This is a genomic window from Janthinobacterium sp. GW456P (assembly GCF_002127655.1).
GTDB lineage: Bacteria > Pseudomonadota > Gammaproteobacteria > Burkholderiales > Burkholderiaceae_D > Janthinobacterium.
On the sequence record NZ_NEHB01000027.1, the window covers coordinates 19,602 to 40,353 of the forward strand.

The 20,752-nt window shown below is 62.0% G+C and carries 20 protein-coding genes and 2 tRNA genes; 8 read left to right on the forward strand and 14 right to left on the reverse strand.

Annotated elements, in window-relative coordinates; all coding sequences use genetic code 11:
- Positions 1-201: 201 nt before the first annotated feature.
- The 5 genes from CBW66_RS21495 to CBW66_RS21515 form a co-directional block, all read right to left on the reverse strand.
- Positions 202-1,212, reverse strand: coding sequence for a porin (locus CBW66_RS21495; RefSeq protein WP_086139448.1), 1,011 nt, complete (start codon positions 1,210-1,212; stop codon positions 202-204).
- Between the two features lie 97 nt (positions 1,213-1,309).
- The gene (locus CBW66_RS21500; RefSeq protein WP_086139447.1) at positions 1,310-2,134 is read right to left on the reverse strand and encodes a thiazole synthase; all 825 of its coding nucleotides are present in this window, start codon (positions 2,132-2,134) and stop codon (positions 1,310-1,312) included.
- Entirely contained in the window at positions 2,131-3,435 is a 1,305-nt protein-coding gene (locus tag CBW66_RS21505) for a D-amino acid dehydrogenase (RefSeq protein ID WP_086139446.1), read from the reverse strand. The genes CBW66_RS21500 and CBW66_RS21505 overlap by 4 nt, the downstream gene beginning before the upstream one ends.
- 16 nt (positions 3,436-3,451) lie before the next feature.
- Positions 3,452-4,516 carry a YeiH family protein gene (locus CBW66_RS21510; RefSeq protein WP_086139445.1) on the reverse strand — a complete coding sequence of 355 codons (1,065 nt, stop codon included), beginning with the start codon at positions 4,514-4,516 and terminating at the stop codon, positions 3,452-3,454.
- A 206-nt stretch (positions 4,517-4,722) separates the two neighbouring features.
- A complete protein-coding gene (locus CBW66_RS21515; RefSeq protein ID WP_086139444.1) occupies positions 4,723-5,592 on the reverse strand; it encodes an NAD(P)-dependent oxidoreductase in 870 nt (289 codons plus the stop codon).
- 132 nt (positions 5,593-5,724) lie between these two features.
- Between CBW66_RS21515 and CBW66_RS21520 the strand changes: the two genes are divergently transcribed.
- Positions 5,725-6,507: a PEP-CTERM sorting domain-containing protein gene (locus CBW66_RS21520; RefSeq protein ID WP_086139443.1), complete on the forward strand. Its 783-nt coding sequence runs from the start codon at positions 5,725-5,727 to the stop codon at positions 6,505-6,507.
- Positions 6,508-6,553: 46 nt separating this feature from the next.
- Here CBW66_RS21520 and hisC read toward each other — a convergent pair whose 3' ends face one another.
- Positions 6,554-7,612, reverse strand: a complete 1,059-nt coding sequence (gene hisC / locus CBW66_RS21525) for a histidinol-phosphate transaminase (RefSeq protein WP_086139442.1) — start codon at positions 7,610-7,612, stop codon at positions 6,554-6,556.
- A 74-nt stretch (positions 7,613-7,686) separates the two neighbouring features.
- On the opposite strand from hisC, the gene CBW66_RS29060 reads away from it, so the two are divergent.
- The gene (locus tag CBW66_RS29060; protein WP_170933016.1) at positions 7,687-7,833 is read left to right on the forward strand and encodes a hypothetical protein; all 147 of its coding nucleotides are present in this window, start codon (positions 7,687-7,689) and stop codon (positions 7,831-7,833) included.
- A 78-nt stretch (positions 7,834-7,911) separates the two neighbouring features.
- Complete coding sequence (locus CBW66_RS21530) at positions 7,912-8,430, forward strand: hypothetical protein (RefSeq protein WP_086142883.1); 519 nt, start codon at positions 7,912-7,914, stop codon at positions 8,428-8,430.
- A gap of 161 nt (positions 8,431-8,591) precedes the next feature.
- Here CBW66_RS21530 and CBW66_RS21535 read toward each other — a convergent pair.
- The 5 genes from CBW66_RS21535 to CBW66_RS21555 form a co-directional block, all read right to left on the reverse strand.
- Positions 8,592-8,681 (reverse strand) — tRNA-Ser (locus tag CBW66_RS21535).
- A gap of 333 nt (positions 8,682-9,014) precedes the next feature.
- Positions 9,015-9,104, reverse strand: a tRNA-Ser gene (locus CBW66_RS21540).
- A 110-nt stretch (positions 9,105-9,214) separates the two neighbouring features.
- Positions 9,215-10,504, reverse strand: a complete 1,290-nt coding sequence (serS, locus tag CBW66_RS21545; RefSeq protein ID WP_086139440.1) for a serine--tRNA ligase — start codon at positions 10,502-10,504, stop codon at positions 9,215-9,217.
- 135 nt (positions 10,505-10,639) lie between these two features.
- On the reverse strand, positions 10,640-10,843 hold the full coding sequence (locus CBW66_RS21550; RefSeq protein WP_086139439.1) for a hypothetical protein: 204 nt from the start codon (positions 10,841-10,843) through the stop codon (positions 10,640-10,642).
- Positions 10,844-10,992: 149 nt separating this feature from the next.
- Positions 10,993-12,414 (reverse strand): PLP-dependent aminotransferase family protein, encoded by a 1,422-nt coding sequence (locus CBW66_RS21555; RefSeq protein WP_086139474.1) that lies wholly within the window; start codon positions 12,412-12,414, stop codon positions 10,993-10,995.
- Positions 12,415-12,594: 180 nt separating this feature from the next.
- On the opposite strand from CBW66_RS21555, the gene CBW66_RS21560 reads away from it, so the two are divergent.
- Both CBW66_RS21560 and CBW66_RS21565 read left to right on the forward strand, forming a co-directional pair.
- Complete coding sequence (locus CBW66_RS21560) at positions 12,595-12,885, forward strand: DUF2917 domain-containing protein (protein ID WP_086139438.1); 291 nt, start codon at positions 12,595-12,597, stop codon at positions 12,883-12,885.
- On the forward strand, positions 12,882-13,637 hold the full coding sequence (locus CBW66_RS21565; RefSeq protein WP_086139437.1) for an NAD(P)-dependent oxidoreductase: 756 nt from the start codon (positions 12,882-12,884) through the stop codon (positions 13,635-13,637). The genes CBW66_RS21560 and CBW66_RS21565 overlap by 4 nt, the downstream gene beginning before the upstream one ends.
- Before the next feature lie 12 nt (positions 13,638-13,649).
- On the opposite strand, the gene CBW66_RS21570 is transcribed toward CBW66_RS21565, so the two are convergent.
- The 3 genes from CBW66_RS21570 to CBW66_RS21580 all read right to left on the reverse strand — a co-directional run bounded on the left by CBW66_RS21570 (position 13,650) and on the right by CBW66_RS21580 (position 18,049).
- Entirely contained in the window at positions 13,650-14,957 is a 1,308-nt protein-coding gene (locus CBW66_RS21570; protein WP_086139436.1) for a replication-associated recombination protein A, read from the reverse strand.
- 70 nt (positions 14,958-15,027) lie between these two features.
- The gene (gene lolA, locus CBW66_RS21575; protein ID WP_086139435.1) at positions 15,028-15,657 is read right to left on the reverse strand and encodes an outer membrane lipoprotein chaperone LolA; all 630 of its coding nucleotides are present in this window, start codon (positions 15,655-15,657) and stop codon (positions 15,028-15,030) included.
- 31 nt (positions 15,658-15,688) lie between these two features.
- Positions 15,689-18,049: a DNA translocase FtsK gene (locus tag CBW66_RS21580; protein ID WP_086139434.1), complete on the reverse strand. Its 2,361-nt coding sequence runs from the start codon at positions 18,047-18,049 to the stop codon at positions 15,689-15,691.
- A 215-nt stretch (positions 18,050-18,264) separates the two neighbouring features.
- Here CBW66_RS21580 and trxB point away from each other — a divergent pair, with 215 nt between their 5' ends.
- The 3 genes from trxB to CBW66_RS21595 all read left to right on the forward strand — a co-directional run bounded on the left by trxB (position 18,265) and on the right by CBW66_RS21595 (position 20,651).
- Positions 18,265-19,218, forward strand: a complete 954-nt coding sequence (gene trxB, locus CBW66_RS21585) for a thioredoxin-disulfide reductase (protein WP_086139433.1) — start codon at positions 18,265-18,267, stop codon at positions 19,216-19,218.
- A gap of 7 nt (positions 19,219-19,225) precedes the next feature.
- Positions 19,226-19,900 carry a Smr/MutS family protein gene (locus CBW66_RS21590; protein ID WP_086139432.1) on the forward strand — a complete coding sequence of 225 codons (675 nt, stop codon included), beginning with the start codon at positions 19,226-19,228 and terminating at the stop codon, positions 19,898-19,900.
- Positions 19,901-20,021: 121 nt separating this feature from the next.
- Positions 20,022-20,651 carry a trimeric intracellular cation channel family protein gene (locus tag CBW66_RS21595; RefSeq protein ID WP_086139431.1) on the forward strand — a complete coding sequence of 210 codons (630 nt, stop codon included), beginning with the start codon at positions 20,022-20,024 and terminating at the stop codon, positions 20,649-20,651.
- Positions 20,652-20,752 lie beyond the last annotated feature (101 nt).

The following is a 20,752-nucleotide window of genomic DNA, read 5'->3' on the forward strand; positions in this document are numbered from 1 at the left end:
AAAAAATCGGTATATTTTGTTCCGATATTTGAAATGCGTGTTCAATTTAACGGTTGCGAAATGCGCTGTCAATGAAAATTCATGAAAAATCGGACTGTTTCATTCCTGAATCCGGAATTTGCTCGCAAGGTCCGCTGCTGAAACAACAATGGCGGCTTATCCGCAACAGACAAGCCGCCATCGTTTTCCTTCCCTCTGCGCTTAGAACTTCAGGCGCATGCCGGCCGTGAAGGCGCTCGAGTTATGCCCAGGCAAGGGCACGCTGCCGCCACTCGATGCGTCGCCGACAAAATTGGTGCCCGCGCCATCGTTGCTGATGCGCCCGTACGAGGTGTACAGGTTGGTGCGCTTGGACAAGGCATAGGTGTAGCCGATGGCCAGCTGGCGCCCGCCGCGGCGCGCATTCGTGCGGTCGTCCTTGCGGATGTAGGACGCCATCACGCTGCCCGCCGCGCCCACGGGGGCGGACACGCCCAGCATGTAGTCGCGGAAATCCGTGCCCGCATCGTCCTTGTCCGTTTCATACGCGGCGTGCAATTTGGCGGGGCCGAAGTCGTAGGTGCCGCCCAGCAAGGTGACTTTCGCCGTGTTCAGCGGCGTATCCTTGCGGTTGTCGTGCGCCAGGGTCAGCACCAGCGGGCCGTTGGCGTAGTCGATGGAAAAGTCGATGGTGCGGCCCAGCGTGTTGCTGTCCGGCTTTTCGCCGAGGCCATACATGACGGCGGCCGACAAGCCGTTCACTTTCGGCGTCTCGTACATGATGGAGTTTTTCGTGCGCAGGCTGGCCACGCTCATCAGGTTGATCGAGGCGCCCGTCATGCCCGTCTCGAATGGGTCGATATTGTCCAGCGCGGTGAACAGCGGGTTGTGCTGCAAGCCCAGGTTCACGGCGCCGAAGCCGCCGGACAGGCCCACATAGGCCTTGCGCCCGAACAGGGCGCCCTGGCGGTTGGCGCCCGTATCGACGTCGAGGCCATTTTCCAGCAGGAAATTGGCCTTCAGATTATTGCCCAGGTCTTCCGTGCCCTTGAAGCCGATGCGGCTGCCCGACTGCACGCCGGTGGCCAGCTTGGTGACGGAACCGTCCGCGCCGCCGTGTTCGGACGTGAAGCCCGCGTCAAGCAAGCCGTACACGGTGACGGACGATTGGGCGCTGGCGCCGCCGGCGACGAAGGAGGCCAGGATGGCCGCCGCTACGAGTGTGTGTTTCATGTCATCTCCAGGTATTGTGGTTTTTATGGCTACGTTCTTCAAGCAAGAATCAACAGGAATCAACAACGGTGCTGCAAACTGCGGTAAATGCGGCGGTTCAGGCGATCAGCCCGGCCATCGGCGACGAAGGCGAAGCGCTCATGGCGCCGGCCTGGGTGAAACTTCGGGGCATGCGTCCGGCCAGATAGGCCTCGCGTCCGCCCTGCACTGCCAGTTTCATGGCGCGCGCCATGCGGACCGGCTCGCGCGCCGCCGCGATGGCGGTATTCATCAAAATGCCATCGCAGCCAAGCTCCATGGCGATGGCCGCGTCCGATGCCGTGCCGACACCGGCATCGACCAGCACGGGCACGCGCGCTTGCTCGATGATCAGGGACAAGTTCCATGGATTCAAAATGCCCATGCCCGAGCCGATCAGCGACGCCAGCGGCATGACGGCGATGCAGCCGATGTCTTCCAGCATGCGCGCCTGGATGGGGTCGTCGCTGCAATACACCATCACCTGAAAGCCGTCGCGTACCAGTTCCTGCGCCGCTTTCAAGGTTTCCGGCATGTTCGGGAACAGGGTCTTTTCATCGCCCAGCACTTCCAGCTTGCACAACTGGTGCCCGCCCAACAGCTCGCGCGCCAGCTGCAAGGTGTAGACGGCGTCGCGCGCGTTGTAGCAGCCGCCCGTGTTGGGCAGGATCGTGTATTTCGATGGCGGAATGAAGTCGAGCAGATTCGGTTCGCCCTTTTCCTGGCCGATATTGACCCGGCGTATCGTCACGGTGACGATCTCGGCGCCGCTCTCTTCGATGGCCAGCCGCGTTTCCTCGAAATCCTTGTATTTGCCGGTACCCACCAGCAGGCGCGACTGGTAGGTGGTGCCGGCCAGGGTCAGTCCGCCGGGTGGCTGGTTGGGGGTGGCGTCGTCTCTCATCGTGGTGCTCTCCTAAGTTGAACCAAAGCGGCTTCTTGCCGGGGGGCTTCGCCGCAAAACGCAAAATCGACTTCGGGCCGCCGCCCCGACACCAAGTCGGCAATCGCCCGGCCCGCGCCACAGCCCATGGTCCAGCCCAGCGTGCCGTGGCCCGTGTTGAGAAAGAGCTGGCGGTAGCGCGTCGTGCCGATATACGGCACGTTCGAGGGCGTCAGGGGGCGCAGGCCGGCCCAGTAGACGGGGTCGCTGTAATCGCAGGCATGGGGGAACAGCGCCTGCACGCGGCGCGTGATGGCGGCGCAGCGCAGCGGGTTCAGTTCGCGCGTGTAGCCGTTCAGCTCGCACGTGCCCGCCACGCGCAGGCGCGATCCCAGGCGCGAAAACACCAGCTTATGGCCATCGTCCGTCAGCGATACGCTCGGTGCGGCGGCGGCGTCAAGAATCGGGTAGGTGGCGGAATAACCTTTGCCCGGATACAGCATCAGCCGGATGCCCAGCGGCTGCAGCAGCGGCGCGGAAAAGCTGCCCATGGCCACCACCACGGCGTCCGCTTGCTCGACACGATGGCACCCCTGCGCGTCAATCAACTCCACGCCGGTGACGCGCTCGCCGTCCGCCAGCAGGCGCGTCACCGTCGTGCCAAAGCGAAAATCCACGCCAGCCTTGGCGGCCCGCGCGGCCAGCGCCGTGCTAAACAGATGCACGTCGCCCGATTCGTCGCTGGCCGTGAAGTCGCCGCCGACGATACGGCTGCGCGCGTGGCGCAGGGCCGGCTCCAGGCGTATCACTTCGTCGGCGCTGACCGTATTGCGCGGGCAGCCCAGTTCGCGCAGGAGCGCGGCGCCCGCTTGCGATTTGTCGAACTCCTGCTGATCCGTATAGAAATGCAAAATGCCCCGTTCGAGGTGGTCGTAGGCAATGCCCGTCTCGCGGCGCAAGGCTTGCAGGCTCTGGCGGCTGTACTCGGCCAGGGCGACGATCTGGCGCATATTGCGCGCCACCCTGGACGGCAGGCATTCGCGCAGGTAGTGCAAGGCCCACTGCCATTGCAGCGGGTCGAGGCGCGGACGGAACAGCAGCGGCGCGTCGTCCTTGCCCAGCCACGTGAGCACCTTGCGCAGGGTGGCGGGATTGGCCCACGGTTCCGCGTGCGAGACGGAAATCTGTCCGCCATTGCCGAAACTGGTTTCCTGCGCGGCGCCCGCCTGGCGCTCGAGCACGCGCACGTCGTGGCCCGCCTGTCGCAAGTACCAGGCCGATGCCGTGCCGACCACGCCGGCGCCGAGGACAAGGATCTTCATGGCGGACCCGGCTCGCTCAGCGCGTCAGCAGGACGGCGATGGCAACGAAGGCGGCGATCCACACCGTTTCCATCACCAGCATGACCACGGGACGCCAGCCCAGCGAAGCGAGCGACTGGAACGAGGTTTTCACGCCCAGCGCGGCGATGGCGATGACGAGGCAAGCGCGCGAGGCATTGTTGATCCAGCCATTCACTTCCTGCGGGATCAGGCCCAGGCTGTTGGTAATCACCAGCCAGACAAAGCCGATCAGGAAGAACGGTACCAGCGGCGGCGCGTCGACTTCGCTCTTGCCGTCCTTGCGCTTGAACATGATCGACAGGCCCAGTACGACGGGCACGAGGCAGGCCACGCGCGTCAGTTTCACGAAGGTGGCGACATCGCCCGTATGGTTGCTGACCAGGTAGCCCGCACCCACGACCTGCGCCACGTCATGGATGGTGCCGCCGATGAACACGCCCGCTTCCGTCGGGTCAAAACCCAGCAGCTTGACCAGCAGCGGGTAGACGATCATGGCCAGCGTGGACAGCGAGGTCACGCCCACCACCGTCAGCAGGGTGAATTTCTCGTTCTCCTTGGTTTGCGGCAGCACGGCCGAGATGGCCAGCGCGGCCGACGCGCCGCAAATGGCCACCGAGCCGCCCGACAAAATGCCTTCCGTGATGGGGCGTTTCAGCCACTTGGCCAGCATATAGCCAAAGCCCAAAGTCGCCACCAGGCCGCCGACGACGATCAATAACGGCGTCACGCCGACCGAGGCGATCTGGTTGAAGGTGATGCGCGCGCCCAGCAGAGCCACGCCCGTGCGCAACAGAATCTTGCTGCAAAACTCGATGCCGGGCTTGCAGGTGGGGTCGGAGGCGAGAAAGTGAAAGGCCAGGCCGAAGAACAGCGCGTACAGCAGTTGCGGGCCGCCGTAATTGCTGGAAATAAAGGTGGCCGACAGGGCGATCACCAGCGCGATGGCCACGCCGGGCCAGCTGCGCAGTACGGCGCGGGGGCGCCAGATGGCGACGGCGGAAGACAGGTAGGGAATGTTCTTGTCGACAACGCGTGTTATCGCTGAGGAGTTGGTTTTCATGCGGGTCCACTCATAATGTTTTAAAAATTGGGACATTTCATCTCGTTTTTTAATAATACACGATGAGCTAGCGAAGTCCATGCTTTTCCATGAAAATCGAAACTGGATGTTCCGGAAACTGACGTTTTTTATTTTTCACACCCGTAAATGACAAGCGGCGCGGCCCTTTGCAGAGACGCGCCGCTGTTTACTGATGCGTTGAACCGTTACTTTTTGTTCAATCGCGTGATCAGGCTGGATGTGTCAAAGCGGTTGCCGCCCGCCTGCTGCACTTCGCCATAGAACTGGTCCGTCAAGGCCGTCACGGGCAAGTCGCTGCCGTTGCGTTTGGCTTCGGCCAGGCAGATGCCCAGGTCCTTGCGCATCAGGTCAACGGCGAAACCGAAGTCGAACTTGCGCTCGATCATGGTCTTGCCGCGGTTCTCCAGCTGCCACGACTGCGCCGCGCCCTTGGAAATCACGTCGACCACCAGGGCCGCGTCGAGGCCCGCGTTTTCCGCAAAGGCAATACCCTCGCTCAAGGCTTGCACCAGGCCCGCGATGCAGATCTGGTTGACCATTTTTGTCAGCTGGCCGGAACCGGATTCTCCCATGTAGGTGACAGCGCGCGAGAACAGGGCGATGACAGGCTCGGCGCGCGCGTACGCCTGCGCATCGCCGCCCACCATCACGGTCAGCTTGCCGTTTTCCGCGCCGGCCTGGCCGCCGGACACGGGCGCGTCGAGGAAGAACACACCCTGCTCTTTCGCCGCCGCATGGATGGTGCGCGCCGCTTCGGCCGAGGCCGTCGTATGGTCGATCAGGATGCTGCCCGGCGCCATGGCGGACAACAAGCCGCCCTCTTCCAGGATGACTTGGTACAGATCGTTATCGTTGCCGATGCAGGTGAAGACAAACTCGGCACCCGCTGCGGCGGCGGCCGGCGTGGTAGCGCTGCTGCCCTTGTGCTGCGCCAGCCAGGCGGCCGCGCGGGCCGGGTTGCGGTTGTACACGGTGACGTCGTGCCCGCCCGCCGCCAAATGGCCTGCCATGGGGAAACCCATGACGCCCAAACCGATGAATGCCACTTTTGCCATATTGTCCGTCCTGTCGATGTGTGAATCCGATTATTGTTGCACAAATGGCCCGCGCCGGCAGCAGCGCGCTGCCATCTGCCCGCACGGGCGCGACAGCGGCGACGGCGGGCGATATCAGTATTTCAACTATGCATGAAAGAAATTATCATAAAGAAATTTTATGTTGCATTTTTTTCTAGCAAATATTATATTGGCCTGGCATCCCTGCATCTCGATGCGCAGTGCAGCGTCCTTTTCCCCAACCTTGTTAAGGAGTCGATCTTGCAAACTTCATTCTCCCGCCTGAAAATCATGAGCGCCGCCGCCCTGTTGCTCGCCGCCAGTGCCGCGCACGCAGACATCACGCTCTTTACCAGCCAATCCGCCTATCTGGCGGCGGTCGGCAATACCGGCGTCGATACCTTTAATGATTTGCCGATCGATGCGCTTGACGGCCCGCTGAACCGTAGCGCCGGCAGCTACGCCTACACGGTGGGCACCGTTGGCTCCTCGCCCGTCCTGTATGGCGCCGGCACGAACAGCGACAAGTGGCTGAGCACGAACAACCGCAACGACAGCGTGGTGTTCTCCAACTTTTCCAATGCGGTCCGTGGCGTGGGGGGATTCTTCTTCGGTTCGAACTTTTCCGGTGGATATGCCAGCGCCCAGAGTATCACGCTGACAGCGCGCAATGCGCTCGGCGAGCTGCTCACCTACGAGCTGGCCTTGCCGACGCAGACATCGTTTGTCGGCTTCCTCTCGACAGGCGCCTTCTCCGACTTGTCCGTCAGCACGGCCGGACAGGTCGGCATCTGGCCAACCATCAATAACCTGTCTGTGTCGGCCGTACCGGAACCAGCCACCTACGGCATGCTGCTGGGCGGCCTGGGCTTGCTGGGCTTCATGGCGCGCCGCCGCCGGATCAGCCAGCAGTAAACACTGGTGCCTGGTACGGCTGCCGGCAGCCGTACCTGGTCTGCCATCACGACAGTATCTCGCGCAAGGCAGCCATCAAGGCTGCACACTCGCCCACGTTACCGATGCTGATGCGCAAATACTGGCTGATGCGCGGTGCGTTGAAATGGCGCACGATCACGGAGCGGGCGCGCAAGCCGGCCGCCAGTTGCGCCGCGTCATGCTGCGGATGGCGGGCGAAGACAAAGTTGGCCACGGACGGCAGCACCTCGAATCCCAGTCCCGTCAAATCCGCCGTCAGCTGTTCGCGGCTGGCGATGACGGCCTGGCGCGTCTGCTGGAAATATTCCTCGTCGTGCAGCGAAGCCACGGCGCCGGCCAAGGCCAGCCGGTCCAGCGGATATGAATTGAAACTGTTCTTCACCCGCTCCAGCGCTTCGATCAGGTCCGCATGCCCGAAGGCGCAGCCGACGCGCAAGCCGGCCAGCGAACGCGATTTCGAGAACGTCTGCACCACCAGCAAGTTCGGATAGCGCTCGACCAAGGCCACGGCGCTTTCGCCGCCGAAATCCACATACGCTTCATCGACCACCACCACGGCATCGGGATGCTCGCGCAGCAAGGTTTCCACGCCGGCCAGCGGCAAATCGACGCCCGTGGGCGCATTCGGATTCGGGAAGATGATGGCGCCGCACGGCCCACGGTAGTCTTGCGGGCGGATGCGCATGGTGTCGTCGAGCGCGACCGTGCGGTAATCGATGCCGTACAGTTTGCAATACACGGGATAGAAGCTGTAGCTGATGTCCGGGAACAGCAGCGGCGCGTCGTGCTTGAGCAAGGCCATGAAGGCCAGCGCCAGCACTTCGTCGGAACCGTTGCCGACAAACACTTGCGCGCTGTTGAGGCCGTGGTAATCGGCCAGGGTTTGCTTCAGTTCGCTGGCGGTGGGGTCGGGGTAGAGGCGCAGGCTGTCGTTACCTGCCTCGCGCAGCGCGGCCAGCACCTGCGGCGACGGGCCGTAGGGGTTTTCGTTGGTGTTGAGTTTCACCAGGTCGGGCAGTTTCGGCTGCTCGCCGGGGACGTAGGGGGTCAGCTCGCTGACGATGTTGCTCCAGAATCGGCTCATTGCTTTTATTGATGGGGGCGGGATGGGAGGGAGTAGATTAACATAGGCTGAGCGGGGTCAAGGTGGAATCCGGGGTGAGGGGTAGCGTGGGCAGCATCGGTATTGGTATCGGCCCCGGGCAAAGAGGACGCCGCATGAACAGCATGCACAAACTGAGCGATACGCGCTTGCAGCATGGCGCGCTGACGCAACAGTCACGCCAGCGCAAGATCGATGCGTGACTGCGGGTCGCAGCCAGCCTCAGCGAGCAGATCACCGTCGAATTGCAGACTGCCACAGACCAGCTACAGGGCGAAGGAATGGCCGACTTGCAGCGCGTGACGGCGCTGGCGCAACGCCTGGCAATCAATAGCAAAGCCATGCGCGATACCCTCGGGACACTGTTTGACAGCGGTGAAAAAAGCGAGGAGCATGCAGTGACAAGCACGGAGGATTGCGCCATGGACGAGCAAGTCAACACGCTGGCAAAAGATATGGCTGGTGTGAAACTGGACGTTGCTGATTTAAAGGCGGATGTGACTGGACTGAAGGCCGATGTGGCTGACCTCAAGGTGGATGTGACTGGCCTGAAAACCGATGTTGCCGACCTCAAGGTGGATGTGGCTGGCCTGAAGACGGATGTCGCTGGTCTGAAGGGGGATGTCGGCGTTCTCAAGACGGATGTCGGCGGCCTGAAACTGGACCTCGCTGTGGTGCGCTCCAATTATGCGACCAAGTCAGATGTGGCTGAGGCGAAGTCGGCTGTCATCCTGTCGTGTGTGGGGACGATCATTGCCATGTCGGGCGTCGCGTTTGCGGTGGCCAAGCTCGTGCACTAGCTTGTGGTGGCGGGGCGCGCCGTTTAAAGCCTACATGGAGGAAAATACGCCTTGCGCTGCGCGCTTTGGGCGGTTTTTCTACCTGCATTGGAGACGCTGGTGGCTTGCGGGTGTTCCATGCATAAAAAAAGCTCCCTTGCGGGAGCTTCTCTTATGTATTCTGGCGGAGAGGGTGGGATTCGAACCCACGGTACGATTTAACGTACGCTTGATTTCGAGTCAAGTACATTCGACCACTCTGCCACCTCTCCGTTTACTGCGGTCTATTCGTTCAAACTGACGTGTCCGTTTGAACGAGGCGCTATTTTAGCATGGGGATTGTTGGGTTGGGTAGGGGTTTGTTGCTAATCCTGCTTTGAAAAAGCAGAAACTATATGGGTGATTTGGGGAGCCTCTTGCGAGACGCGAGTTGGCTTTGAGGCTGGGGCCTTGGCGCACGGGTAAAACCGGTTGGGCGATTCGGAGAGCCCCGCGCAAGTATGCGCGGGGCTTCGAATCCCACGCGTACGCCCCGCAGGGGGCGTACTCCTCTTCGCCGGCACAAATAAAAAAAGCTCCCGCAAGGGAGCTTTTTTTATTTGTTCTGGCGGAGAGGGTGGGATTCGAACCCACGGTACGATTTAACGTACGCTTGATTTCGAGTCAAGTACATTCGACCACTCTGCCACCTCTCCATTTGCTGCGGTCTTTTCCCGCATTGCTGCGAGAAGGCAAGATTATAGCAGCCGTTTGAGAAAATGGAAGGACTATTTTTGCCCTCCATTGCAGCGGCTACCTGAGCCTTTTATGCCTTCAGATGCGTCAGTCCGCCCATGTACGGGCGCAGCACTGCCGGGATATCGACGCTGCCGTCCGCCTGCTGGTAGTTTTCCAGCACGGCCACCAGGGTGCGGCCCACTGCCAGGCCGGAGCCGTTCAGGGTGTGCGCCAGTTCCGGCTTGCCGGCGGCGTTGCGGAAACGTGCCTGCATGCGGCGGGCCTGGAAGGCTTCGCAGTTCGACAGGGACGAAATCTCGCGGTAGGTGTTTTGCGCCGGCAGCCACACTTCCAGGTCGAAGGTCTTGGTGGCGCCGAAACCCATGTCGCCCGTGCACAGCGACATCACGCGGTACGGCAGGCCCAGGCGTTGCAATATGGTTTCCGCGTGGCCCACCATTTCTTCCAGCACCTGGTACGAGGTATCCGGATGCACCACCTGCACCATTTCCACCTTGTCGAACTGGTGCTGACGGATCATGCCGCGCGTGTCGCGGCCGTAGCTACCCGCTTCCGAGCGGAAGCATGGCGTGTGGGCCGTCATTTTCAGGGGCAACTGGTCGAGCGCCAGGATTTCCTCGCGCGCGATGTTGGTCAGCGATACTTCCGACGTCGGGATCAGGTAGAAGGTCTCGCCCTCGCCTTCCGCGCCGCCTTTTTTCACCGAAAACAGATCGGCTTCGAATTTCGGCAACTGGCCCGTGCCGCGCAGCGAATCGGCGTTGACCATGTACGGCGTATAGCATTCCGTGTAGCCGTGCTCGTCCACGTGCGTGTTGAGCATGAATTGCGCCAGCGCGCGGTGCAGGCGGGCGATGCCGCCCTTCATGACGGAGAAGCGCGAACCGGTCAGCTTGGTCGCCACTTCGAAATCGAGGCCCAGCGGGCCGCCCACGTCGACGTGATCCTTGACTTCGAAATCAAACGTGCGCGGCGTGCCGACCTTGCGCACTTCCACGTTGCCCGCCTCGTCCATGCCCACGGGCGACGATTCATGCGGCAGGTTCGGCACGGCCATGATGAAATCGCTCAGCTTGGCTTGCACCAGGGTCAGGGCCGCTTCATCGGCTTTCAGTTCATCGCCCAGGCCGGCCACTTGCGCCATCACGGCCGAGGTATCTTCCCCCTTGCCTTTCAACATGCCGATTTGCTTGGACAGCGCATTGCGCTTGCCCTGCAGTTCTTCGGTGCGCGTCTGGATCGCCTTGCGTTCGGCTTCGAGGGCGGTAAAACCTGCCACATCGAGCTGGAATTTGCGCGTCGCCAGGCGTTCTGCGACGGTGGCGATGTCTTTACGGAGAAGTTGGATATCTATCATGGGTGGATGGCGGTGCCGATGTATCGAAAGCACTCATTGTACCAAGACCCGTTCAGTTCTCTATGAGTTTTGCGCATGGCCCGCCATCGTCATGGCAGCATGGCCGGGCACTCGCGCCCGCTTTACGGCGGATGCTTAAATGAAAGCGGCTTTTTCGGCAGCGGTCAGGCGGCGGGCGCTGACGGTGACGACGGGCATGGTGCTGTCGGCGGCCTTGGCAATCAGGGTCGACGTGGCGCTCACTTCCACCGTATTGGCGCCGGCGGTGGCGAAGCTGCTGCCGATGGCCAGGACGGCGGCGGCGATAAAGGCGATTTCCATGTTTTTCAGTGCGTTCATGATGTGACTCCTGGTTAGTTTGCGTCGTTGACTGCTGCTGGTATGGTGCTACTTTAGCCAACGACGGCAAACAAGGCCACTGGCTTGCGACCAGCGGCGAAAAACAGGGAGCGAACGGTGAAAATGGGGCACTGAAACGCAAAGAATAGTTACAAGGCCTCATGCACCAGGCGGCCCAGGCGGCCGATGGCCTGCTCGATGCGCGGCGTCCAGGCATTGCCGCAATTGAGGCGCAGATAATTGCCGAACTTGCCCGAAGCCGAGAACAGCTGGCCCGGCATATACGCCACGCCGTCGGCGATGGCTTGCCCATGCAGGGCCAGCGCATCGATCTGCGGCGGCATCTGCACCCACAGCACGAAACCGCCCTGCGGCTCGGACAGCATGCACTCAAGCGGAAAGCTGGCCGCCACGGCATCGGACATGCGCGCGATGCGCTGCACCAGCGTGCGCCGCATCTTGCGCAGCTGCTGGTCGTAGCTGCTGCCCTCCAAAAAGTCGGCCAGCACGGCCTGGAAGAAATGGCTGGTGGCGCCGCTCGACACGGTTTTGAGCAAGGCCACCTCCTGCGCGAAGCGTCCGGCCAGCACGTAGCCGACGCGCGAGGCGGGCGTGATGGCCTTGGAAAACGAGGAGCACAATAAAACGTTGCCGCTCGTATCGTAGGCTTTCACGGGCCACGGGCGCTGCGGTGCAAAGCACAGATCGCCATACACATCGTCTTCCACCAGCGGAATATTGAATTCCGACAGCAGCCCCGCCAGCCGCTTCTTGTTCGCTTCCGGCATGACGCAGCCGAGCGGATTATTCGCGTTCGGCACGAACAGGCACGCTTGCACGAGGCCGGCGCGCAAGGCCAGCTCCAGCGCATCGAGCGACGGCCCCGTCTTCGCGTCGGTGGGAATTTCCAGCGCCTTCATGCCCAGGCTTTCGATCATCTGCAGCAGCACGAAATACGTGGCCGACTCGATGGCGATGGTGTCGCCCGGTCTGGCGACGGCGCGCAGGCACAGGCTGATCGCTTCCGTGCAGGAATTTGTCACGACGATTTCGCGCGGGTCCAGCTTGCCCCAGTCCAGCGCGCGGCGCGCCACCTGGCGCAAAAAATTGCCTTCGCTGACGTCGTAGCAGCTGACCTTGCTCAATAACGCCGGCTCGCGCCGCGCCACCGCGCTGATGGTGCGCTGCATGCGCTTGATCGGCAATATTTCGTCGGGAGGCCAGGCCGTGCCCAGCTGCACGATAGCGGGTGCCTCGTTTTCCTTCAGCACGCGCATCAACAGGTTGTTGATGCCGACAAAGGCCGGCTCCTTCAGATGCTGCGCGTCCGCGCTGCATGGCCGGCGCGGCGCGCGGTGGCGCACGAAATAGCCGGACTGGGGCCGGGCATCGACCTGCCCCCGGTCTTCCATCAGGCGCAAGGCTTGCATCACCGTACTGACGGAAATGCGCTTTTGCTGCGCCAGGTGGCGGATCGACGGCAGGCGGTCGCCGGGCGCGAACACGCGCGCGTCGATCAGGGCGCCCAGCTCATTGGCCAGGTGCTCGTACAGGTTCAATTGCGCGCTCATGTTCATCCCTTCAGTATGCGGCTGGCGCGCGCGGCACGCACAGATACAGTTGCCCGTTTTTTTGACAAGCACAGTGTACGACGAAGCACACTGTATGCATGACAATTTCGTTTTCCTGCATCTGTCATGGTTCAAGGCAAGCGCCTAAGCTGTTCCTGTCAGCACAACAGGAGCGATGCCATGCATACCGACCACGAATTACGAAGCGAACGGCCCTTGCGCCTGGAAAAAGCGCGCGCCACGGTCATCGAATGCCTGTCCGGCACGGCCTGGATCACGGCCTATGCCCAGTTCGACGATTACGTGCTGCGCAGCGGCGAACGCTATACGATACCGAACGACGGCCTGGTGCTGGTCGAAGCCGTGGGCAGCGGACGCATCCGCGTGCATGGGACGGCCGCACCGCGCCCCGCCCTGCTGCGTTGGCTGAGCCTGGCACTGCCTCACACACTCAGCACAAGGAATACATGACTAAAGAATCACTGCGTCAAGCACCACCACTGCGCGTCCTCGTCACGGGCGCCGCCGGCATCATCGGCACCGCTTTCTGGAAGCGCCGGCACGGGGAATTCTCCCTGCGGCTGGCCGACCTGCACACGCAAGGGCTGACATCGGCGCCCTGCCCGTCCATGCAACTCGATGTCCGCGACCATGCCGCCTGCCTGGCCGCCTGCGCCGATATTGATGTGGTGCTGCACCTGGCCGGCGTGCCGCACGCCGGCGCCGATTTCGATACGCAATTGCTGCAGCCGAACATCGTCGGCACGCACAACCTCTTCCGCGCGGCACAGGCGCAGGGTGTCAAAAGAGTGGTGTTTGCCAGCAGCGCGCAAGCCGTGGAAGGCTACCCGCTGGATATGCAGGTGCAGGAAAGCATGCCGGCGCGTCCCGCCAATATGTATGGCGCCAGCAAGGCCTTTGGCGAAGGCGTGGCCTCGGCCTTCGCGCACCAGCATGGCATGACGGCGATCGCCGTGCGCATCGCCAACGTGGCCCACTTTGCGCCAGGCCAGCAGCACAGCGCGCGCGACGTGGCCGCCTTCATCAGCGAGCGCGACGTGGTACAGCTGCTGGCCCGCTGCATCGCGGCCGACGTGCCGCCCGGCTACCACGTCGTGCATGGGGTGTCGGACAACCGCTACAAGCGGCTGTCGATTGAAGCGACGCGCCGGCTGGTCGGCTACGCGCCGCAAGACGACGGCTTTACATTACTGGGCCTGTAGTCTCAGCCCGCTTTAACTTTTTCCCGCCTTCCTGTCCAGCTCGCGCAGCCAGGCCAGCTTGTCGGCGATCTTGCTTTCCAGGCCGCGCGGCACGGGCTGGTACCAGCCCGGTTCCGCCATGCCGTCCGGGAAATACGTTTCGCCGGCCGCATACGCATCGGGTTCGTCGTGCGCATAGCGGTAGGCGTGGCCGTAGCCGAGTTCCTTCATCAATTTCGTCGGCGCATTGCGCAAGTGCACGGGCACTTCCTTTGATTTATCCTTCTTGACGAAGGCCATGGCCGTGTTGAACGCGTTGTAGCCGGCATTGCTTTTCGCCGCAATCGCCAGGTAGATCACTGCCTGGCCCAGCGCCAGCTCGCCTTCGGGCGAACCGAGGCGTTCATACGTTTCGGCCGCGTCGTTGACCATGGTCAAGGCGCGGGGGTCGGCCAGGCCGATGTCTTCCCAGGCCATGCGCACGATGCGGCGCGACAGGTAGCGCGGATCGGCGCCGCCGTCGATCATGCGGCAAAACCAGTACAGGGCCGCATCGGGATTCGAGCCGCGCACGGACTTGTGCAGGGCGGAAATCTGGTCATAGAAATTGTCGCCGCCCTTGTCGAAGCGGCGCGAATTCAAGGTCAGCGCATTGTCGACGAAGGCCGCGTCGATGGTGGTCGTGCCCGTCGAGCTGGCGGCCGTCTCGGCCTGTTCCAGCAAATTCAAAAAGCGCCGCGCATCGCCATCCGCGTAGCCGATCAGGGTGTCGGCCGCCGCCTCGTCGAAGCTCAAGTGCGTCAGCGCCGTGCTTTGCGCCTTGGCCAGCAGCTGCTTCATCTCATCTTCGTTAAGCGATTTCAATACATATACTTGCGCGCGCGACAGCAGCGCCGAGTTCACTTCAAAGCTGGGGTTTTCGGTGGTGGCGCCGATGAACGTCACCAGACCCGATTCGACGAAAGGCAGCAAGGCGTCCTGTTGCGATTTATTAAAGCGATGGATCTCATCGACGAACAGCAAGGTGTGCTTGCCGAACTGATCCAGGCTATGGCGGGCCTGGTCCATGGCTGCGCGGATATCCTTGACGCCAGCAAACACGGCGGACAGGGCGATGAATTCGCTGTCAAAAGCGTTTGCCATCAGGCGCGCCAAGGTCGTCTTGCCCACGCCGGGCGGCCCCCATAAAATCATCGAGTGGGCCTTGCCCGCCTCGAACGCCAGGCGCAACGGCTTGCCCGCGCCCAGCAGATGCGTCTGGCCGATGACTTCGTTCAGCGTGGCCGGCCGCAAGGCTTCGGCCAACGGCTGGCGCGGTGCGGTGGAAAAGAGATCCGCCATAGTATGTACCCAGTAAGAATGCAAAGGCCCCGCATCGCTGCGAGGCCGGCCAACAGCAAAACGTCAACAATCAGTTATTAATGACGTCCGCGCCTTTTGGCATCACGAATTTGAAATGGTTCGCGGCCAGCGCGGGATTTTTCTGGAAATTCTTGAACGCCAGCACCGACGTCTGCCCGAACGAATCGCGCAATTCCATCGCTTCCGGCACGCCGTTGCGCAGGCCGATGGTGATTTCGTCGAAGGTCGTGTCCTTGGCTTTCGGCGTGGCCTTCAGCCATTCCAGCCCATCGCGCGTGCCCGCTTCGGCCAGGGTGAAATTCTTTTCCAAATCATTGCTGCCGAACAGAATGGCTGCCGGCGAGGAACCGAGCGCGTCGCCCAGCTTCTTGACCGTCACCTGGCTCAAGTCCTTGTCGTAGATATACAACTTGTCGCCATCGGCTTGCAGCAATTGCTCGTACGGTTTCAGGTAAGTCCAGATGAACTTGCCTGGACGGGCGAATTCGAACGTACCGCTGGCCGGCGTCGAGACTTTCGCTTTGCCGCCGGCGTCCGCCTTCTTCACTTGCCGCTGCACGAACTCGCCCTTGGCCGACTTGGTGCCGGCGGCAAAGGCCTTGAATTGCTCCAGGGCGCTGGCCGAGGCGCTGGCCGCGAACAGCAGGCCGCAGGCGACGCTGGCCGCGCCGATCATCATTTTTGCTGCGAAAGTCGTATTCTTCATTCCGTTACCCTTGTTCACTACTCGCCGCCGGCACCAGGATGTCCCGGTTGCCATTGGATTGCATGGTTGAAACCACCCCGCTCTGCTCCATCTGCTCGAGCAGACGGGCGGCGCGGTTGTAGCCGATACGCAAATGACGCTGCACCAGCGAAATCGAGGCGCGGCGGTTTTTCAGCACCACCGCCACCGCCTGGTCGTACAGGGCATCGGCTTCGCCGCCGCCCTCGCCCGGCACGCCGCCTTCGGCGCCGTCGCCTTCCAGGGTGCCGCCTTCGAGGATGCCCTCGATGTAATTCGGTTCGCCCTGCAGCTTCAGATGGCTGACAACGCGGTGGACTTCATCATCGGACACGAACGCGCCGTGCACGCGCATCGGCAAGCCGGTGCCGGGCGGCATGTACAGCATGTCGCCCATGCCCAGCAAGGTTTCCGCGCCCATCTGGTCCAGAATGGTGCGCGAATCGATCTTCGACGAGACCTGGAAGGCGATACGCGTGGGAATGTTCGCCTTGATCAAACCCGTGATCACATCGACAGATGGGCGCTGCGTTGCCAGAATCAAGTGCAGACCGGCGGCGCGCGCCTTTTGCGCGATACGCGCGATCAATTCCTCGACTTTTTTGCCCACCACCATCATCAAGTCGGCCAGCTCGTCGATGATGATGACGATGGTCGGCAGTTTTTCCAGCGGTTCGGGCGCATCCGGGGTCAGGCTGAACGGGTTCGGGATCAGTTCTTCGCGCTTTTTCGCGTCGGCAATCTTCGCGTTGTAGCCGGCCAGGTTACGCACGCCCATCTTGCTCATCAGCTTGTAGCGGCGTTCCATCTCGTTCACGGCCCAGTTCAGCGCGTGGCCGGCCTGGCGCATATCGGTCACCACGGGCGCCAGCAAGTGCGGGATGCCTTCGTAGACGGACATTTCCAGCATCTTCGGATCGATCAGAATCAGGCGCACGTCGAGCGGGTCGGATTTATACAACAGCGACAGAATCGTCGCATTGATGCCGACCGACTTGCCGGAACCGGTCGTACCGGCCACCAGCAAGTGCGGCATCTTGGCCAGATCGGCCACGACGGGCTTGCCCGCGATATCCTTGCCCAGCGCGATTGTCAGGCTGGACACGCCATCGTTATAGACCTTGGAGCCGAGAATTTCAGTCAGGCGCACGATCTGGCGCTTGGTGTTCGGCAATTCCAGAGCCATGTAATTCTTGCCGGGAATGGTTTCCACCACCCTGATCGAGGTGAGCGACAGCGAACGGGCCAGGTCGCGCGCCAGGCCCACGATCTGGCTGCCCTTCACGCCCGTGGCCGGCTCGATTTCATAGCGCGTCACGACAGGGCCGGGGTAAGCGGCCACTACCTTGGCATCCACGCCAAAGTCGGACAATTTCTTTTCGATCAGGCGGCTCGTGAATTCCAGGGTTTCCACCGAGACCGTTTCCACCACGGGCGGCGCCTCGTCGAGCAAGGACAGCGGCGGCAGCTTGCCATCGCCCAGGTTCTCGAACAGATGGGCCTGGCGCTCCTTTTCCACGCGCTCGGATTTCACGACAGTCACCACCTGCGGCTCGATTTTCACGGGCGGGGCGGCCACGTGCTTTTCCACATGCTTGGCCCGCTCGATGACCACTACTTCGTCGCGACGCACGGCAGCCACTTCGCCCTGGCGGCGGTCTTCGCGGTCCTGGTAGCGCAGCACGAACCAGTTGACGGCATCTTCGATGGCGCCGCCGATACGTTCTGCCACTTGCAACCAAGAAACGTGGAAGAACAGGCTGAAACCCAGGCCGAACAGCAGCAACAGCAATAAAGTCGCGCCGGTAAAGCCGAAGGCCTCCTTACTAGCATGCCCCACCAGCTGGCCCAGCACGCCGCCCGGATCGCGCGGCAGCTGCACGTGCAGGCTTTTCGCCATGCGCAGGTATTCGAGCCCCATGCTGCCGATCAGCATGATGGAGAAGCCGACGATGCGGATCAGCATCTCGACATGGTGCTCGCGCTCCACCTCTTCCTCTTCCAGCAGGAAGCGCTTGCTCAGGCGGCGATAGCCATTCCACACGGTGCGCAGCAGCCACACGCACCACCACCAGGCGGAAAAGCCGAAGATATACAGCAGCAGATCGGAAAAGGTCGCACCGAGCTTGCCGCCCAGATTGGCGACCTTGTCGACGTTGGTGGCGTGCGACCAGCCGGGGTCGAGCTTGTTGAAGCTGGCCAGGATCAATACGAAATACAAGGCAAACGCGGCCAGCGCGAACCAGCGCGCCTCGGACAGCAGCCGCACCAGCCGGTTGGGCAGGGGCCGGCGTTCGACCGGTTTTCGGGTGTAGCTATTTTGATTGGCCTGGGCTGGTTTAGTCATTCTGGGAAGCGCTGCAAGGTGAAAAATGTTTCTGAAAGGGAATTTCCCATAATAAGGAAGTATTCTAAGCCATATATGCCCCGGACGGCCCCACGATTCGTCGCTACAGGCGGCTTGGTCTATAATCGAGGATTGCTTGCGCAAGCGCAATACGCCCTTGTTCTTCGCGCGTATGCCCCCAATTCGGATAGACCCTACTCATAGAGAAGCCTCCCATGACCACTACCAAACACGCCCGCGTTTTGATCCTCGGCTCCGGCCCAGCCGGCTACAGCGCCGCCGTCTACGCCGCCCGCGCCAACCTGAACCCGATGCTGGTCACCGGCGTGGAACAAGGCGGTCAACTGATGACCACCACCGACGTGGAAAACTGGCCTGGCGACCCGATGGGCGTGCAAGGCCCGGACCTGATGCAGCGCTTGCTGCAGCACGCCGAGCGTTTCAATACGGAAATCGTGTTTGACCACATCCACACCACGTTCCTGAATGAAAAACCGATCCGCCTGAAGGGCGACAGCCACGAATACACGTGCGACACCCTGATCATCGCCACGGGCGCGTCCGCGCAATACCTGGGCCTGCCATCGGAAGCGGAATTCATGGGCAAGGGCGTGTCCGCCTGCGCCACCTGCGATGGCTTCTTCTACCGCAACCAGGAAGTGGCTGTCGTCGGCGGCGGCAATACGGCCGTCGAGGAAGCGCTGTACCTGTCGAACATCGCCAACAAGGTCACGCTGATCCACCGCCGCGACAAGTTCCGCGCCGAAGCGATCCTGATCGACCGCCTGAACGCCAAGGTTGCCGAAGGCAAGATTGTGTTGAAATATAACCACACTCTGGACGAAGTGACGGGCAACGAAGGCGGCGTGACGGGCTTGAACATCAAGTCCACCATCGACGGCAAGGTCGAAGCATTGAACGTGCACGGCGTGTTCATCGCCATCGGCCACAAGCCGAACACGGGCATCTTCGAAGGCCAGCTGGACATGCACAACGGCTACATCAAGACCAAGACGGGCCTGGAAGGCATGGCCACGGCCACCAGCGCACCGGGCGTGTTCGCCGCCGGCGATGTGCAAGACCATATCTACCGCCAGGCCATCACCAGCGCCGGCACGGGTTGCATGGCAGCACTGGACGCCCAGCGCTACCTGGAAGGCCAGGAGTAAGCGTCGCATGGCGTCGATGAAAGACTTTGCCGACCTGAAAGTGGTCAGCAAGCAACTCAAGGAGCAGGCCGATGCGCGCGCCCAGGCTGAGGCCGAGCGTACGCGGCAGGCCAAGGTGCAGGCCGTGGAAAGCAATCTGTTCAAGGCCAGCATCGGCGGCGTCAAGCGCCTGCCCGAGTCAGACCGCTACGTGCCCAGCCTGCCCAAGACGGGCGCGGCAAGCGTTCAACAGCCGGCGCGCAAGCTGACGCCGGAAGAGGACGATGCGGCCGTGCTGCGCGAGTCGCTGTCGGACTTGTTCGAGGTCGACCATTACCTGGAAAACGATCCGGCCCTGAACTACGCCCGCCCCGGCGTAGGGCCGGACGTGGTCAAGAAGATGCGCAAGGGCCACTGGCCCATCCAGGACGAGCTGGACTTGCACGGCTTGCGCCGCGACGAGGCGCGCGATGGCATCGGCGCCTTTCTGAACCAGGCGACGCGGCGCAAGCTGCGCTGCGTGCGCGTGATCCACGGCCAGGGTTTCGGCTCCAAAGGGCAGGAACCGGTCTTGAAATCGATGGTGCACAGCTGGCTCGTGCAAAAGGAGGAAGTCATCGCCTTTTGCCAGGCGCGCCGCTCCGAAGGGGGCGATGGCGCACTGGTTGTTTTACTTTCGGCAGCGCTGCAACCCATCCGCTAGTCCTGGCAGCAAGAACACAATCCAGTAACAGGTTCCGCACTGCACACGGCCCCGTTTGTCACCATTCGGGGCCGTGTCATGTTAACCTGTGACAATTATTTCCTGCTCAAGCGCTCCACCCATGATACCACCCCAACTGCCGCCTGGCTCGCTGATCAAGATCATTGAGGTCATCGCCATCCTGGTGGGCGCGTTTTCCGGCTTCATCGAAGCACGCCGCAAGCGCATGGACCTGGTCGGCGTGTTCGTCGTGGCCTTCATCACGGCATTCGGCGGGGGGACATTGCGCGACATCCTGCTCGACAAGCGGCCCCTGTTCTGGGTGTCGCACCAGGAATACGCGATCCTGATCTTCGTGCTGGCCCTGACGGCCGCCCCCCTGATCCAGCATCTGCGCCAGATCGTCTCCGAACGCCTGATCGTCATCGCCGACGCCATCGGCCTGGGCATGTTCGCCATCGCCGGCGTGGCCGAAGCCATGCGCGCCGGCATGCCGATCTTTATCGCGTCGATGATGGGGGTGATTACGGGGATTTTCGGCGGCGTGATGCGCGACATCGTCTGCAACGAAGTGCCAATGGTGTTTCGCGACGGCAAACCCTACGCCATCTGCGCGTTTTTCGGCTGCTGGGCTTATTTATTGCAGATGCACTTCGGCGCCGAGCACGACTTCGCGCTATGGACCAGCGCCAGCGGCATCACGATCCTGCGCCTGATCTGCTGGAAGTTCGACATGCGGCTGGGGCGCTGATGCGCAATCCGGCAGCTTTGCTGGCTTAGCAGCGTCGGCTTACGCGCTGGCGCGCTAACCCGACCTACGCATATCGACGTGCGCCAGGCCGTAGGTCGGAT

Coding starts and splice junctions, on each gene's coding strand:
- CBW66_RS21500 (WP_086139447.1), bottom strand. CDS start 2,134: ATGAGAGACGACGCCACCCCCAACCAGCCACCCGGCGGACTGACCCTG.
- lolA (WP_086139435.1), bottom strand. CDS start 15,657: ATGATGATCGGCGCGGCCAGCGTCGCCTGCGGCCTGCTGTTCGCGGCC.
- CBW66_RS21515 (WP_086139444.1), bottom strand. CDS start 5,592: ATGGCAAAAGTGGCATTCATCGGTTTGGGCGTCATGGGTTTCCCCATG.
- serS (WP_086139440.1), bottom strand. CDS start 10,504: ATGATAGATATCCAACTTCTCCGTAAAGACATCGCCACCGTCGCAGAA.
- CBW66_RS21580 (WP_086139434.1), bottom strand. CDS start 18,049: ATGACTAAACCAGCCCAGGCCAATCAAAATAGCTACACCCGAAAACCG.
- CBW66_RS21590 (WP_086139432.1), top strand. CDS start 19,226: ATGGCGTCGATGAAAGACTTTGCCGACCTGAAAGTGGTCAGCAAGCAA.
- CBW66_RS21520 (WP_086139443.1), top strand. CDS start 5,725: ATGAAAGAAATTATCATAAAGAAATTTTATGTTGCATTTTTTTCTAGC.
- CBW66_RS21570 (WP_086139436.1), bottom strand. CDS start 14,957: ATGGCGGATCTCTTTTCCACCGCACCGCGCCAGCCGTTGGCCGAAGCC.
- CBW66_RS21530 (WP_086142883.1), top strand. CDS start 7,912: ATGGCCGACTTGCAGCGCGTGACGGCGCTGGCGCAACGCCTGGCAATC.
- CBW66_RS21555 (WP_086139474.1), bottom strand. CDS start 12,414: ATGAGCGCGCAATTGAACCTGTACGAGCACCTGGCCAATGAGCTGGGC.
- CBW66_RS21565 (WP_086139437.1), top strand. CDS start 12,882: ATGACTAAAGAATCACTGCGTCAAGCACCACCACTGCGCGTCCTCGTC.
- CBW66_RS21505 (WP_086139446.1), bottom strand. CDS start 3,435: ATGAAGATCCTTGTCCTCGGCGCCGGCGTGGTCGGCACGGCATCGGCC.
- CBW66_RS21550 (WP_086139439.1), bottom strand. CDS start 10,843: ATGAACGCACTGAAAAACATGGAAATCGCCTTTATCGCCGCCGCCGTC.
- CBW66_RS21495 (WP_086139448.1), bottom strand. CDS start 1,212: ATGAAACACACACTCGTAGCGGCGGCCATCCTGGCCTCCTTCGTCGCC.
- hisC (WP_086139442.1), bottom strand. CDS start 7,612: ATGAGCCGATTCTGGAGCAACATCGTCAGCGAGCTGACCCCCTACGTC.
- CBW66_RS21510 (WP_086139445.1), bottom strand. CDS start 4,516: ATGAAAACCAACTCCTCAGCGATAACACGCGTTGTCGACAAGAACATT.
- trxB (WP_086139433.1), top strand. CDS start 18,265: ATGACCACTACCAAACACGCCCGCGTTTTGATCCTCGGCTCCGGCCCA.
- CBW66_RS21595 (WP_086139431.1), top strand. CDS start 20,022: ATGATACCACCCCAACTGCCGCCTGGCTCGCTGATCAAGATCATTGAG.
- CBW66_RS21560 (WP_086139438.1), top strand. CDS start 12,595: ATGCATACCGACCACGAATTACGAAGCGAACGGCCCTTGCGCCTGGAA.